Here is a 14303-nt window from a genome sequence, read left to right on the forward strand (position 1 = left end):
ACTGGCACGAAATTTAGCGATCGCACTCACCAGATTAGTTGTTCGTAAAGCAATATGTTGAATTCCGGGCCCCCGATTGACATCTAAAAATTCCTGAATTTGGGAATTTTTGGAAGCTGGTTCATTAATTGGCAATTGAACGCTGCCATTGTGCGAAACCATGACTTGACTGTGTAAAGCAGAACGATTGGTCTTAATTTTGAAAGCCTGCTGGGGTTGAAAATCTAGGATTTTTTCGTACCAAGCGACAGCATTTTCTAATTCACCAACAGTCACGTTTAACACTATGTGGTCTATGGCGGTAAAAGTGTTGTCATTAGTCATTTGTCCTTTGTCAAAAACCAATGACCTTTCGATCAACGTATGAGTCAGTCCACCCCAGGCGGCAATTTTGCCACACTTGAGGAATTCCGTACCGATCTGGCGTTCTTGGATGGGTTGTAGGATTGTAGCACCGTGTTTTTGAGCTAGTGCGATCGCGCTTTCTACATCTTCGACAGCAAAAGCAACATCTGCCACACCAGGTGGATATTGACCCAGAAATTCAGCGACTGGACTTGTGGGTAACAATGGTGAAGATAGAAAAAAGCAGACGCCACCATTTTTTACTACTTCTGTACAAGTGTGAAATGAACTAATGCGATCGGTTACTGCTTGAAAACCAAGATGGTGGACAAACCAATCCCGCCATACTTTGGCGTCTTCTACATAGAAATGAACGTGATCAATTTTCATAGATACTGAAAATCCAGCATAACAGCTTATATCTCTGTAAATTTTGCCTTTTTTGCTAAATTTTCAGGTCTTTCTCAGGCAAGAATTATGCAGGCGTACTGCCACCTTAAAAGAACAGATGACTATCAGGTTGAATATTAATTTCCATTGGCACAGCTTGCGGTTCGGCAGAAAGGGCAAAGAAAATAGCATTGGCAGCAGTTTCAGGACTGAGCATTTTTTTCCGGTCTACTTTTAGGCTGACGTTATCCCAGAAAGGAGAATCTACCCCACCAAAGTAGAATAGCGTGAACTTGATACCAAAACGCTTGAGTTCCTCTGCCATGCATTTGCTGAAACCAACAACACCAAACTTAGAAGCAGAATAAGCTGCTGCCATTCCCATCGAATGCTTACCCAAAATTCCAACCACATTACAGATGTGACCAGACTTGCGCTTTTGCATCTCTTCAGCAGCCGCTTGAGTGGTGTAAAAGCTGCCTTTCAAGTTGACATCTAACATCTTGTCTAAATCAGCAGGTTCCAGGCTGTTGTAAGGCTTGAGTATACCAGCACCGGCGGCATTCACTAAAATATCGATTTGACCAAACTCAGCCATCGTCTTTTCTATCAAACTATCTACCTGTTGTGGGTCAGTAATATCGGTGGGAATACTCAAAACTTGCCCTGGTAAATCATTTGCCAGTGTTGTTAAACGAACTGCATCTCTAGCAGCCAATACCAACCGGACTCCAGTAGGCGCAAGTTTATGTGTTAAAGCTGAACCAATGCCACCAGTAGCACCGACAATAACGACAACTTTATCCTGCATTGTAATATTTACATTTCTTTACATCTTTACACATAATACTGAATTACAGACTCAGATTGTACGTACACACGCAGAAAGTATTTACTTACATAGCGGTATTACCTGATATTCCTTTCCATTCGCCTTTAATGTAAATGTGGGAGATGATTCTAGATATTTAGTAAAATTAGAGCCTAACTTTAATTTTTTAATAATTGAATTAGGAGATTCTCCAATAACTTTCTGTAGTTCTGAACCTAGCTTGGACACCGATAATTTAGTTTCAGGAGACTTGATTTTTATATCTTGAAGAATTTTTAATAGTAATTTATCTAATGTTTCTCGATTAGGAATTCCCGCAAAATCTTCTTTTTCTTCTTTTTGAACAGATTGTGCAGATGAGTTATCTATAACAGGAATTATTTCCTCAATTTCTGGCTGCTTTGAATGATGTTTAATATTAATATCACATCTTTCTTGAAATAAAGTTGCAACAGCCAATAAACTATTTAATCGAGTATTGATTGATTCCTGTTCAGCTTTAATTAAATCTTGAATTTTATCAACCATTTGTTCCAAAGATGGAACTTCTGTTGCCATTGGTAAGGAATAATGAGTTAATTTGCCAGTATTGCGGTTTTCTATTTGAAAATTTTGTCCTTGTCTACGTACCCAGTAAACAATTAATCCTTGATTTTGAAGTTCGTTACAGAGGTGGATCAAAATTCCATCGCCAGAACAGACTAAGATTTCTTTAACTGTTGGATAAGAGCGTAAGACACAAGCTCCAAGTGCGATCATTTTTGCATCAGCACTGTCTTTACCCCCAGGCACATGGACAAGTTGATAGCCACGATTGTATAGTTCAATATCTTGCTTGCCGGTACTTGGATTTCTCCAGTTAGCAAATGCAATTTTAACTTGGAGAGGGTACTTACAGACACTAGCTAAAAACAATTCTGAATTAATATCTAATTTTAAGTTTTCTGCATCTAGAAGCAGAAGTGAGGTTCCTATTTCTAATTGATGTTTAATTTCAGTTTTTTGTTGAAATTTTTGGATAAATTGGCTGAAGGTAGCAGATTCTAGCCAATCAGGTGATAATATAGTTTGCAGCAGTTCTTCAGCTAATCTAAGACTGAAAGAGTCAAGACTCTTCTCAGTGATTTTTTCTTCTGGCAAGTTTTTTACTAAAGGAACTTCCGTAGTTTCAGCTATAGATACTTTAGTATGTCCATTACTCTTAGCAAGCAACTCATCTTCCAAGGAACGAGGGAATGCAGGTTCAAGAAATTGTTTACCACAATTTTTGCAGAGGTAATTTTGCTTGTCATTCCGACGACCATTTTTCCGATATAAAGTAGATTCGCACCGAGGACATTTCATTTTGTAATTTGGTTGGTCTAGAGTAGATGCTTGCCTCTAAATATACAGTATAAAAAATTACTGTCAACATCACTTTGAATTGCCCAACACAATAAAAACTCAAAACAAGCGGAAATTAAGAGTTAAATTTAATTTCCGCTTGTACTATGTGGTAGCTCTTTGAATAGCTAGAATTTTAGAAAAACTTCAACCAACGCGGGCGAAAACATAGTCACGCGTGCGAGAATCCACGGGGTTAGTAAAGATTTTATTTGTAGTACCAAATTCAACCATTTGAGTAATGCGATTTTCATTACTATAAAAGAAAGCCGTAAAATCAGATAGCCGAGTAACTTGCTGCATATTGTGAGTAATCATTACAATTGTCAACTCAGAGCGTAAGTTATGGATCAAATGCTCAACTTTCATACTACCAACAGGATCAAGACCTGAACAAGGTTCATCCATTAACAGAACGTTCGGTTTGACTGCTAAAGCACGAGCAATACATAGTCTTTGTTGTTGTCCTCCAGAAAGCTCTAAAGCAGATTTGTGCAGTTTATTTTTCACTTCATCCCAAAGGTCGGCAGCTTTGATGGCAGATTCAACGATTCCATCTAATTCTACTTTTGGATGCCATCCAACTAATTTCACCCCATAAGCAACATTATCGTAAACGCTCATGGGAAAAAGATTTGGCTTGGGAAAAACCATACTGACTTGGCGACGTAAACGATTGATGTTAACACGACGCTCATAAATACTTTGTCCAAAAAATTCTACTTTTCCTTCAACCTTTACATCTCCTTCTAATTCACTCATGCGATTTAACGATTTAAGAAAAGTAGACTTGCCACAACCACTAGAACCAATAATTGCCGTGACTTGGTTTTGGTAAATATCCATTGACACGCCTTCAACTATCTTTTGAGCGTCGTAAGAGAAGCTGAAGTTTTTGACTCTGATGGCTGGAATTAGTTTACTCATATCCCCAAAACGTCTGAAATAAAAGTTGACGAAGTAAAGTAGTACAAATCAGCAGCGCTGTTTCACTATGTTACTCCTAAAAGGGAATATTCATAGAAATTACGTAGTTATACAGTAGTCATCAAGCAGATAAACTGTTAGTAAATATTTATATTAAAGCTATGCTTCAAAAATCATCTTTTATAGACTTTTATACCCACCTTGGGCACATTGACCTATATGTAGCAATCCGATTTGATTATTGAAAAAATTTAGGTAATAGAAATAAAAATATTAATATCATATACCGCTCATGGGTAGTGAGGAGCTAGTTTATCTAATAGAGATAAATTAGTAATTATTTTTTAAACCACACTTTATAAATATGCTCTAGTAGGAGATGGTTCAACAAAAATCATTAAGTCATGCCAAAATTTACCTTAACCAAAACGCCCTGAAATGTAGTCGCGGGTGCGGGGGTCTATTGGGTTGTTAAAAATTTGCTCTGTAGCGCCAAATTCAACCATTTGACCTATCCGACTTTCATCAGTGCTAAAGAAAGCTGTAAAATCAGAGACGCGAGCGGCTTGCTGCATGTTATGGGTAACGATCGCAATTGTCAATTCAGACTGCAAACTATGGAGTAGTTCTTCAACTTTCATAGTAGCGATGGGGTCAAGAGCCGAGCAAGGCTCATCCATCAGCAGAACTTTTGGCTTGACTGCTAAAGCACGGGCAATACATAATCTTTGTTGTTGACCACCAGAAAGCCCTAAAGCTGATTTATCTAGCTTATCTTTGACTTCATCCCAAAGAGCAGCGCTGTGAAGTGCAGATTCGACAATTTCATCTAATTCTAATTTTGAATACCTGCGTGCTATCCTCATACCGTAGGCAACATTTTCATAAATGCTTATGGGAAAAGGATTGGGTTTTTGGAACACCATACCAATTTGGCGGCGTAACCGATTGATGTTGACACGAGGAGCATAAATATTTTGACCAAAAAATTCTACATCTCCTTCAACTTTCACAGGCCCTTCTAATTCGCTAATACGATTTAAAATTTTGATGAAGGTAGATTTACCACAACCACTAGGGCCAATAATTGCGGTTACTTGCTTTTGATAAATATCTATTGACACCTTTTCAATCGCTTTTGTTATGCCATAGTAAAAGCTGATATTTTTAACTTTGATAGCTGGTATTAGGTTACTCATGCTAATTCGTAATTTGTATCCGTAATTCGTAATTAAGAAATATAAAACAAGGCTTGAAACTGGCGGTTTACCATTTTAGTATCATACTTTGCTAAGAGGCAAAATAATACAAAAAGTTATTTATTTTACTTTAGTCTTCTTTGCCTAATAACTAAGCGGGAGATAATATTGACACATAAAATTAAGCCAAGCAGAACTATAGAAGTAGTCCAGACTAATTGGTTTTTTTGCGGGTCGGGGTCGTTGTAGAGGTTAAAAATTAATACTGGTAAAGAAGCTGTTGGACTTAATAATCCTTCTGACCAATCTAGACTAAATAAAGCAGTAAAAATTAAGGGTGCTGTTTCACCAGCAGCACGAGCTACAGCTAATAAAATGCCTGTAGTAATTCCGGGAATTGCAGCAGTGACAACAATGCGAAGGGTAGTTTGAAAGCGAGTTCCTCCTAAAGCAGCAGAGGCTAGACGTTGAGATGTGGGAATCAGTTTTAAAGATTCTTCCGTTGTCAGTATAATTACAGGTAGCATAATTACGGCTAAAGCAAAACCGCCTGCGATCGCACTAAATCCTTTAGTTACTAAAACTATCACACCGTAAGCGAATACGCCTACAACTATTGAAGGCACGCCTGTTAGAATACTGCTGATAAAACGAACAAAACTAGCAATTGAGTTGGTTTGACCAAATTCTGCCAAGAAAATTCCTGTCATTATCCCTGTAGGAATGCTTAAAATAGCACCAATTACCACCATGATTATGGTTCCTAAGATGGCATTGCCAAAGCCATAATCAATAACTGCTTTGACAAACATTTCTCCTTTCAGTCCAGATATTCCCCGAACAAAAATTTCCCACAAAATTGATAATAAAGGAATTAGTGCCAGAACTGTAAAACCAAAGGCGATCGCATTCATTATACAAGTAAATATTACTCGTTCTCTTGGTAGAGGACTGCATAATTCTGTTGCCAATTCATCAGTTTCTGACTGAATATAACCACTCATGTTTTTTATGGTTTTGATTGATAAACGTCTTATTACATTCAGGCATTTGTATTAAAATAATGCTACTTATTTATCCTGCCAACCCATTTCACTAATAATACAGCACCGATATTTACAGCCAGAGTCAACCCAAACAAAATTAAAGCTAAATAACTTAAAGCACCTATATGCAAACCCGGTTCAGCTTCGGCAAATTCATTAGCTAATACAGAGGGAATTGTATAACCTGGATTGAGTAAAGAAGCACTGATTTGAGCAGAGTTGCCAATTACCATAGTGACAGCCATTGTTTCGCCTAAAGCACGTCCCAAGGCGAGCATTGCTGCACTAACCATTCCAGAAAATCCAGCTGGTAGCAAAACTCGAAAAATTGTTTCCCAACGAGTACCACCTAAAGCCATAGATGCACTACGTAATTCTTTAGGGATAGCCATTAAAACATCACGAGTAATTGCTGCCATTGTGGGCAGAATCATGATAGCTAGAATAATTCCAGCAGTCAAAATATTAGTCCCAGAAGGGTCTTCTGTATTAAATAGTGGTATCCATTTGAAAGTACTAGCTAGCCATTTTTGTAGAGGTTCTAAAACTGGAATAAAGACAAAAATCGCCCACAAACCAATAATTACACTGGGAATTGCTGCAATTAATTCAACAACAAAGGCTAAAGTAGTTCGCAGCGATGGAGGTAAGAAATTTTCACTTGTAACTAGGGCTACTGCTATGCCAATTGGGACAGCCAATAAAATAGCGATCGCACTACTTACTAAAGTTCCATAAATATAAGGTAATGCACCAAAAATCTGATTACCTGTATCCCAATCTTGACCCCACAAAAACCCCAATCCAAACTGCTTAATGGCTGGTAGAGCTTCGTGTGAAATTACCCAACTCATCAAAAATAGCACTGCAACGGTAATCACGGCAAAAAAGTATACTAGCCGTGTAAAACCTTGGTCAAACCAGAGATTTGCGCCGCCAATAGCTGTTAGATTGAAATCTTCATCGCCTTGATTTAAATCATTTGATGAATTTCTGTCGGCTGGTTCCGATGAATTTGCCATTACAAACCAATAAAATAGATTTTTTTATTGCTAGTAGATTGAGTTGTTAACTCAACCTATTAGGTGAGTAAAGTAGTAAGATTTAGGGCTTAAGCATTGAAAATCTGAAACCTTGATTCACTTTAAATCGTGTTTCAAACTACTTATTTAGTTTCCTAAATTTTTATATCCTCTTAAATGCCCCAATAAATTGGGTAACTTTAAGAGACTCTTAGCCCCCTTTTTTAAGGGGGTTGGGGGATCTCTTATGCATAAGTCCTAAAAGATTACAAATTAAGGCTTGACAGAGCTATTCACTGTCTGAAGCACCCGATTTGCGACATTAGATGGAATTCTGGTGTAGTTGAGGTCATCGTTATATTGTTGACCGTCTTTCAATACCCAATTAATCCATTTTTTAATAGCATCAGCTTTAGAAGCATTAGCATACTGTTTGTAAACCATCATCCAGGTAAGACCGACAATGGGATAACCTTGTGCTGGATCTCCTACGAAAACGCGGTAGTTGTCTGGGAAACTCACAGTTGCTAAAGCTGCATTTGCAGATTGTAAAGAAGGAGCAACAAATTCTCCTTTTTTATTTTGTACGAGTGCTGATTTCAGATTGTTTTGGACAGCGTAACTATATTCTACATAACCAATAGAACCAGAAGTACGAGATACTAAGGCAGCTACGCCTGGGTTGCCTTTGCCTTTGAGGACGTTTGGCAGAGTCCATTTGGGAGCAGTGTTAACTCCAACTCTGCCTTTAAAATAACTGCTAGTAGCACTTAAGTGGTTAGTGAAAATGAAAGTTGTACCGCTACTATCGGCGCGAACAACAAATTTAATTGGTTGATTTGGTAGATTGACACCCGGATTATCAGCTTTAATTTTTGCGTCATCCCATTTGGTAATTTGACCTGAGAAAATTGCTGGTAGTGTATTGCGGGATAATTTGAGATTATTAACGCCCGGCAGATTGTAAACAACAGAAACAGCACCGCCTGCTGTGGGTACTAAGATTACACCGTTCTTGACTTTAGCGATTTCATTATCTTTCATTGCAGCATCACTACCACCAAAGTCAACGGTTCCAGCAGTGACTTGACGAATACCGCCGCCGCTACCTATTGCTTGGTAGTTAATTTTCAAGTCTGGATACTTCTTTTTTACTTCACGAGCATAGCGTTCGTAAAGCGGAGCCGGAAAAGTTGCTCCTGCACCATTGAGAGTTTGAGCTTGTGCGATCGCACCAAAAAATGGACTAAGTGCAACAGAAGCTGTTACTACTGAAGTAGCGACGACACGATTCAAGATGGTGGTCGAAAAAATCATATAACCTCTAAATTAAAGGAATACTTTCCTGCTGTAATTCCAGCCTTAAGATAAGTTACATTTTTTTCGGTTAACAATGAATAAACAAAACATTAACAAGAGTTTAATTTTGTTCTAAAACATAACTATTTTTGCTTATTAATATTATTAATTGAATTTTGCAATTTTCCAATTAGATGGTATCTAGATTATTTCAAGTTTCCTTGCGGCTACAATAGAGCACCAAAACTATAAACAATCCTATTCCTGCCAAATATTTAATTGCATCAGGTACGCTGGGATTAGGTGAAAAAAAGCCTTCGATCGCACCAGCAATAACCAACATTGGTACAATCCCAAATATTAGCTGCACGGATTGAGAACCGTAAAATTTCAGTGCATCCCCACGGCGATATTTACCAGGAAATAAAATTGCTCTTGCTAATAAAAATCCTGCCCCCCCAGCAAAAAAGATAGCGGGTAATTCTAAGGAACCATGCGGCAGCACAAACGCCCAAAAAGGATAAGCCAGATTATTTTGACCCACTAAAGTGCCAACAGCACCAATCAATAAGCCATTAAATACCATCAAATAGACTGTGTATAGCCCAGCTGTGATGCCACCGGCTACAGCACCAAAGGACACCGACAGATTATTGATCATAATACTGCTGGATGCTAGTGGTTCAACGCCGACAATTGACCCCATCCATAATTTATGCTCATCTCGCACCTTGGTAATCAAACTTTCAGGTACGATCAAAGGCATAAAGCTGGGATTTTGCCAAGAATACCACCAAGCCACTAATGCCCCCAGTAAAAACAGCGCTGTTGCAGCAGCAATATATGCAAATGTTTTCTGAACTACAGATGGTAATCCCCATTGGTAAAATTTTAGGATTGCCTGCCATTCCTGTCGCCGCGAACCTTGGTAAATCTGCGTATAGGCACGAGTTGTTAAAGATTGTAAACTTTGTATCAAAGTATTGCCGATTTGCTGAGTACGGGCACGGGCCAAATCTGCCGCTACTGAACGATACAAACTCGCTAACTCTCTAATTTCTGCTGCTCGTAGGGACTTTAACCCTTTTTTTTCTATCTGCCTTAATAGGGCATCTAAACGCTGCCAATTTGGTTCTCGTCGCGCAATCCAACGTTGAATATTCATGAATTTTGGGAACACTGAGTTTAATTTAGCTTAAGATAGCTTCAAATTCATCTCCGTAATTTCAAGGGAAATTTGCCATTATGTCTGAAAGTTTTGGATCTCCTGGCCAAATACAACCACTGAGTATCGGTAACGTTGTTAGTGCTGCCGTGCGGTTGTATCGTTCTCATCTGAAGACTTATCTTAATCTGGCTGCGATCGCTCACTTGTGGATTCTAGTTCCGATTTATGGCTGGGCAAAATATGCAGCCATTTCTGGACTCATTTCACGCTTGGCTTTTGGAGAATTAATTTACCAACCTGAAAGCGTTCAAGCCGCCAGGAGCCATGTTAATCCGCGTTTGTGGTCATTTTTAAGGGTTGGTTTTCAGATAGGAATATCTTTACTGGTAATTTATTTTGGATTAGCGATCGTCGGTGGTATTGTGGGTGGCTTGCTAGGAGTAGTATTAGGAGGAATATTAGGTGTTAGTACAGGTATTGCAGTCACAATTATGGGAGTAATTGTAACTGTAATTATTATGCTGTTGGCACTAACCTGGTTCTACTCGCGTTGGATAGTAGCTGAGGTACCGCTAGCAGTTGAGGAAAATATAAATGGTGGCGAAAGTGTTGCCAGAAGTTGGGAGTTAACTAAAGGCTCAGTATTTCGCATTCAGGGCATCGTTTTAGTTGCTTTTATCGTTACATTGCCCTTGCTATTTGTATTAAACTATATACCTAGTTTATTCCTAATAGGGCTTGAGCGAGGTTCTGCTATCTACTCGATTGTGTATTTGATTTCTTGGATTGGAAGCTTGATAGGTGCAACTTTAGTCATGCCATTCTGGCAAGCAATAAAAGCTGTTTTATACTTGGACTTGCGTAGTCGGCGTGAAGGTCTAGGTTTGCAATTACGAGAACCTCCCTCACAAGATTTTCGTTAACTCAACACCTTAATTCAACTCTATTAATTTTCAATTGCTTAAAATATGCGCTTTTTTAATCGCATCACATTCCAGACTCCAGAAAGTGTAGAGTTGGAATTCACTTTAGCGGGAATTGGCAATCGAGCTTTGGCACTGCTGATTGACTATACAGTGTTGGGTGTAACTTTGCTTCTGTTTGTCCTTACTTGGAGTGTCTTCTCGACGCAACTGTTAAATTTTGTTGAAAGCTTTTTTACGAATGGCGAAAATTTAGGACTTTGGTTGTTAGCCATTTTCTTCATTATCGCCTTTGCAATTTATATTGGCTATTTCGTATTTTTTGAAACCTTCTGGTTTGGGCAAACCCCTGGTAAACGGGTTGCTAAAATTCGCGTAGTTCGAGATGATGGTAGACTAATCGGGCTACAGCAAGCAACTCTACGTGCTTTATTGCGACCTTTTGATGAAACTTTGTTTATTGGCGCTTTTTTAATTATGTTGAGTCATCGAGAAAAGCGTTTAGGTGATTTGGCCGCTGGCACAATTGTAATTCAAGCTCAAACACCCACCGCATCGGCGACATTGATAATTTCAGAACAGGCAAAAAAACTTCATGAGCAGTTAATCGAGATTGCTGATTTTTCGCAATTGATGCCAGATGATTTTGCTGTGATTCGTGAGTATTTACAGCGACGTGGTGCAATGTCGTTAAAGGCAAGAGCATTACTATCTCTAAAGCTAGCCGACCAAGTTAAAGCTATTATTAATTTAGAAAAATTGCCAGAAGCTGTTACACCTGATGTCTTTTTAGAAGCTGTTTATCTTCTTTATCAACAACCGGAATTTTAGGCTAGAGATTTTATTTAGAGCATTGCGGATTGCGTTCTACAAAATAAATTACAGGTGCTGTATCGAGAAACAAGCGAGAATATAAGGGCGATCGCATTACATTTAGTTTGAAGAATTACGAATTACAAAATCGATTTTAGATAAACAAGATTTTAATAAATTTATCTCAAGTGGTTAGAGAATTGAGTAGTCAGTAAGTGGAAACTACTGACTACTAACTGCTAACTAATCACTTAAAAATCTAAAATCGGCCAGTCTGGTTCACGATAATAGCGTGTCATGTTGTCAAACTTTCGCAACTCGACGCGATTGATCAAAAATTCTGGCAAATTTAACAGCCATTGATCATTCAATTGAGAAAGCATTGTGCTGAAACTTGTGCGGTCTAAGTCAGATGAAACCTCCCCAAAATAGGCTAATGTAACATGGGCTGTGAAGTGATAATGCTGCTCAATACCCAAAGCAATTAACTTGGGATTTTGATAAATTGTTCGGCGAAATTTAATAATTTCCTCGTAACAACGTTCATCTTGGGGTATTAAACAAACGGCTACAGCCCTTGGCATCAGTATCAGTCCCAGCATTTGCCATTTAATCGGATGACTCCTATTTGTCATCAATTGTTGATATTGCTGAAAGGTTTCGGCTAAACAAGAGTGTAACTCTTCGTCAAATTTGGGATTTTTTTCGCAAGCGTCAAGGTAAGCATTGTCCCAAATTAAATCCGCTAAAGTCATGTGGAAGCTAGCAGGAGGTAGAGGCACAATCAAATCACGGCTTACAGGCAACTGCAAAAGTTCCTGTTGGTAAGCCTGTAATTTGGCATAGAAAGCACTATTTTGTGATTCTTCTCCTGCTGGCGGCGTAATTAGCGTATAGCCAGGAAAGGACGCTGCTTGTCTCAACCCAGAATGTGGCTGAAATTTAGAAGATTCCTGGATATGCTGGACTTGGGATCTGTAGGCTTCTGGCAGCGTTAGCCGTGCTAACCGATTTAAGTAAGTTTGATAGTTGTCGTCCAATCTTCATAGCCTCATGCTCTCACTTGATAGATTTTAGGGAAAATTACCTTAATTAACAGAATGATTTTAAAAGTATTTAATTTTGGGGGTGGGGAGTGGGGAGTGGAGGGCAGGGGGCAGGGGGAGCAGGGGGAGCAGGGGGAGCAGGGGAGGCAGAGGGAGCAGGGGGAGATGAGGGAGATGAGGAAGACAAGAAGAATAACCAATGCCCAATGCCCCATTCTCTAATATACGAGGTTAGTCTATGCCAATTTATGTTTACTGGGGTGAGGATGATTTTGCTATGGAAAAGGCGATCGCTATGCTGCGCGATCGCGTCCTCGATCCTCAATGGATAAGTTTTAATTACACTGCATTTACCCCAGATCAAGCTGATGCTGCTATCCAGGGCTTAAATCAGGCCATGACACCCACTTTTGGGGCTGGTGGGCGCTTGGTATGGCTGATAAATACTACTCTGTGCCAGCAGTGTCCAGAGAATGTGCTAGCAGAACTAGTGCGATCGCTATCTGTCATTCCCGAAAACTCATTTTTATTGCTCACCAGCCGCAACAAGCCAGATGAACGCCTCAAATCCACAAAATTATTAAAACAATTTGCTACTGAGTTCCGAGAATTTCCCCTCATTCCCCCTTGGAAAACCGAATTGCTGGTGCAATCTGTTAATCAAGCAGCTCAGACTATGGGCGTAAAACTAACTGCCAATGCTGCCCAGTTTTTAGCAGAATCTGTAGGAAATGATACACGCCTGCTCTATAATGAGTTAGAGAAACTGCGGTTATATGCCCAAGGTAGCAACAAGCCTTTAGACACAGATACTGTTACCAAGTTAGTAAGAAATACTACTCAAAATAGCTTACAATTAGCAGCAGCAATCAGAACAGGAGATACACCTAAAGCTTTGACTACACTTGCAGATTTGAGCAATGCTTCCGAGCCGGGATTACGGATAGTCGCCACGCTGATTGGGCAATTTCGCACATGGCTGTGGGTGAAGATTATGATAGAAGGTGGGGAGCGCAATCAACAAGCGATCGCTCAAGCTGCTGATATCGGTAATCCCAAACGGATCTACTTCTTACAGCAAGAAATCAGGCTCCTTTCTGTGCAACAGTTAATTTCTTGCTTACCCCTACTATTGGAATTAGAAGTGAGTCTCAAGCAAGGATCATCAGAAATGTCAACACTCCAGACTAAAGTAATCGAACTTTGTCAAGTTTGCCGAGGAAATTGACAATCAAATATAAAAGCTTGATGTATTCAGCAGTTGCTGGAACTTCCAACTCCGAAAATAATTCAACGTTCTTATAATATCCCTGATGTAGTTTTGTGTCATACACTATATGAATAAAATTTCTGATTTATTTTCTCGATCTAGCCGAAAGCGAATCCTTTCCCAATCATTATTTTTCGGCGCGATCGCTACTGTGGGTGTAATTTCCAACGCTTTTTCCTTTAGTTCAAAAGCTTATGGTCAAACTCCACCACCAATAGTTAACAATACTCAAATCGACAGCTATGCTAAAGCTGTGCTAGCAATGGAGCCAGCGCGTCAAAATGCCTTTGAAGAAATTAAAAAACTTATTGGCAATGGAGAAATTCCCCAGATTGTTTGTAACGACTCTAACAGCATAAATGGTCTTCCAAAGAAGGCTCAAGATATCGCAGTGAATTACTGTAGTTACGCTCAAAAAGTTGTCGAAGAAAAGGGGTTGAGATTTGAGCAGTTCAACAAAATCACTATAGAGCTACAAAATAACGATGTCTTAAAACGGCAGGTTTACAATACCTTATTACGCCTGCAAAAAAGTCCTGATTCTCCATAGTTAGAAGTTGCATAAACATTAGAAAGTAACACGTTAAAACTAACTAACCCTGCATGAAAGTGAAGGCTAGTATTGTTTTTACACAAAAGG

General features: G+C 39.1%; 14 protein-coding genes. 4 read left to right on the forward strand and 10 right to left on the reverse strand.

Annotated features, from left to right (window positions below):
* The 9 genes from VE944_RS09935 to VE944_RS09975 all read right to left on the reverse strand — a co-directional run.
* The coding region (locus VE944_RS09935; RefSeq protein WP_324975948.1) for a 4-hydroxyphenylpyruvate dioxygenase family protein at positions 1-735 on the reverse strand (735 nt) is incomplete at its 3' end.
* Between the two features lie 106 nt (positions 736-841).
* A complete protein-coding gene (locus VE944_RS09940) occupies positions 842-1546 on the reverse strand; it encodes an SDR family oxidoreductase (protein ID WP_324975951.1) in 705 nt (234 codons plus the stop codon).
* Between the two features lie 81 nt (positions 1547-1627).
* On the reverse strand, positions 1628-2911 hold the full coding sequence (locus VE944_RS09945; protein WP_324975955.1) for an IS1/IS1595 family N-terminal zinc-binding domain-containing protein: 1284 nt from the start codon (positions 2909-2911) through the stop codon (positions 1628-1630).
* Between the two features lie 186 nt (positions 2912-3097).
* Positions 3098-3877: a phosphate ABC transporter ATP-binding protein gene (locus VE944_RS09950; RefSeq protein WP_324975958.1), complete on the reverse strand. Its 780-nt coding sequence runs from the start codon at positions 3875-3877 to the stop codon at positions 3098-3100.
* Between the two features lie 419 nt (positions 3878-4296).
* Positions 4297-5076 carry a phosphate ABC transporter ATP-binding protein PstB gene (gene pstB / locus VE944_RS09955; protein ID WP_324975961.1) on the reverse strand — a complete coding sequence of 260 codons (780 nt, stop codon included), beginning with the start codon at positions 5074-5076 and terminating at the stop codon, positions 4297-4299.
* 125 nt (positions 5077-5201) lie between these two features.
* Positions 5202-6080, reverse strand: coding sequence for a phosphate ABC transporter permease PstA (gene pstA / locus VE944_RS09960; RefSeq protein ID WP_324975964.1), 879 nt, complete (start codon positions 6078-6080; stop codon positions 5202-5204).
* Positions 6081-6142: 62 nt separating this feature from the next.
* The gene (gene pstC / locus VE944_RS09965; protein WP_324975966.1) at positions 6143-7144 is read right to left on the reverse strand and encodes a phosphate ABC transporter permease subunit PstC; all 1002 of its coding nucleotides are present in this window, start codon (positions 7142-7144) and stop codon (positions 6143-6145) included.
* 273 nt (positions 7145-7417) lie between these two features.
* A complete protein-coding gene (gene pstS / locus VE944_RS09970; RefSeq protein ID WP_324975969.1) occupies positions 7418-8461 on the reverse strand; it encodes a phosphate ABC transporter substrate-binding protein PstS in 1044 nt (347 codons plus the stop codon).
* Between the two features lie 193 nt (positions 8462-8654).
* Complete coding sequence (locus VE944_RS09975; RefSeq protein ID WP_324975972.1) at positions 8655-9608, reverse strand: stage II sporulation protein M; 954 nt, start codon at positions 9606-9608, stop codon at positions 8655-8657.
* Between the two features lie 80 nt (positions 9609-9688).
* Between VE944_RS09975 and VE944_RS09980 the strand changes: the two genes are divergently transcribed.
* Both VE944_RS09980 and VE944_RS09985 read left to right on the forward strand, forming a co-directional pair.
* Complete coding sequence (locus VE944_RS09980; protein ID WP_324975975.1) at positions 9689-10534, forward strand: hypothetical protein; 846 nt, start codon at positions 9689-9691, stop codon at positions 10532-10534.
* 45 nt (positions 10535-10579) lie between these two features.
* Positions 10580-11365 (forward strand): RDD family protein, encoded by a 786-nt coding sequence (locus VE944_RS09985; protein WP_324975978.1) that lies wholly within the window; start codon positions 10580-10582, stop codon positions 11363-11365.
* Between the two features lie 233 nt (positions 11366-11598).
* Here VE944_RS09985 and VE944_RS09990 read toward each other — a convergent pair whose 3' ends face one another.
* On the reverse strand, positions 11599-12387 hold the full coding sequence (locus VE944_RS09990) for a DUF1868 domain-containing protein (protein WP_324975981.1): 789 nt from the start codon (positions 12385-12387) through the stop codon (positions 11599-11601).
* A 244-nt stretch (positions 12388-12631) separates the two neighbouring features.
* Here VE944_RS09990 and holA point away from each other — a divergent pair, with 244 nt between their 5' ends.
* Positions 12632-13621 (forward strand): DNA polymerase III subunit delta, encoded by a 990-nt coding sequence (gene holA / locus VE944_RS09995; protein WP_324975984.1) that lies wholly within the window; start codon positions 12632-12634, stop codon positions 13619-13621.
* A 109-nt stretch (positions 13622-13730) separates the two neighbouring features.
* Positions 13731-14213 carry a DUF4168 domain-containing protein gene (locus VE944_RS10000; protein ID WP_324975987.1) on the forward strand — a complete coding sequence of 161 codons (483 nt, stop codon included), beginning with the start codon at positions 13731-13733 and terminating at the stop codon, positions 14211-14213.
* The last annotated feature ends 90 nt before the right edge of the window (positions 14214-14303 follow it).

Origin of the sequence: Nostoc sp. (assembly GCF_035638895.1) — a bacterium.
Classification (GTDB): Bacteria; Cyanobacteriota; Cyanobacteriia; order Cyanobacteriales; family Nostocaceae; genus Nostoc.

Bases quoted from the DNA above. Each gene is read 5' to 3' on its own strand.
- VE944_RS09985 (WP_324975978.1), top strand. From the start codon at position 10,580: ATGCGCTTTTTTAATCGCATCACATTCCAGACTCCAGAAAGTGTAGAG.
- VE944_RS09975 (WP_324975972.1), bottom strand. From the start codon at position 9,608: ATGAATATTCAACGTTGGATTGCGCGACGAGAACCAAATTGGCAGCGT.
- VE944_RS09950 (WP_324975958.1), bottom strand. From the start codon at position 3,877: ATGAGTAAACTAATTCCAGCCATCAGAGTCAAAAACTTCAGCTTCTCT.
- VE944_RS09945 (WP_324975955.1), bottom strand. From the start codon at position 2,911: ATGAAATGTCCTCGGTGCGAATCTACTTTATATCGGAAAAATGGTCGT.
- VE944_RS09980 (WP_324975975.1), top strand. From the start codon at position 9,689: ATGTCTGAAAGTTTTGGATCTCCTGGCCAAATACAACCACTGAGTATC.
- pstS (WP_324975969.1), bottom strand. From the start codon at position 8,461: ATGATTTTTTCGACCACCATCTTGAATCGTGTCGTCGCTACTTCAGTA.
- VE944_RS09940 (WP_324975951.1), bottom strand. From the start codon at position 1,546: ATGCAGGATAAAGTTGTCGTTATTGTCGGTGCTACTGGTGGCATTGGT.
- holA (WP_324975984.1), top strand. From the start codon at position 12,632: ATGCCAATTTATGTTTACTGGGGTGAGGATGATTTTGCTATGGAAAAG.
- pstB (WP_324975961.1), bottom strand. From the start codon at position 5,076: ATGAGTAACCTAATACCAGCTATCAAAGTTAAAAATATCAGCTTTTAC.
- VE944_RS10000 (WP_324975987.1), top strand. From the start codon at position 13,731: ATGAATAAAATTTCTGATTTATTTTCTCGATCTAGCCGAAAGCGAATC.
- pstC (WP_324975966.1), bottom strand. From the start codon at position 7,144: ATGGCAAATTCATCGGAACCAGCCGACAGAAATTCATCAAATGATTTA.
- pstA (WP_324975964.1), bottom strand. From the start codon at position 6,080: ATGAGTGGTTATATTCAGTCAGAAACTGATGAATTGGCAACAGAATTA.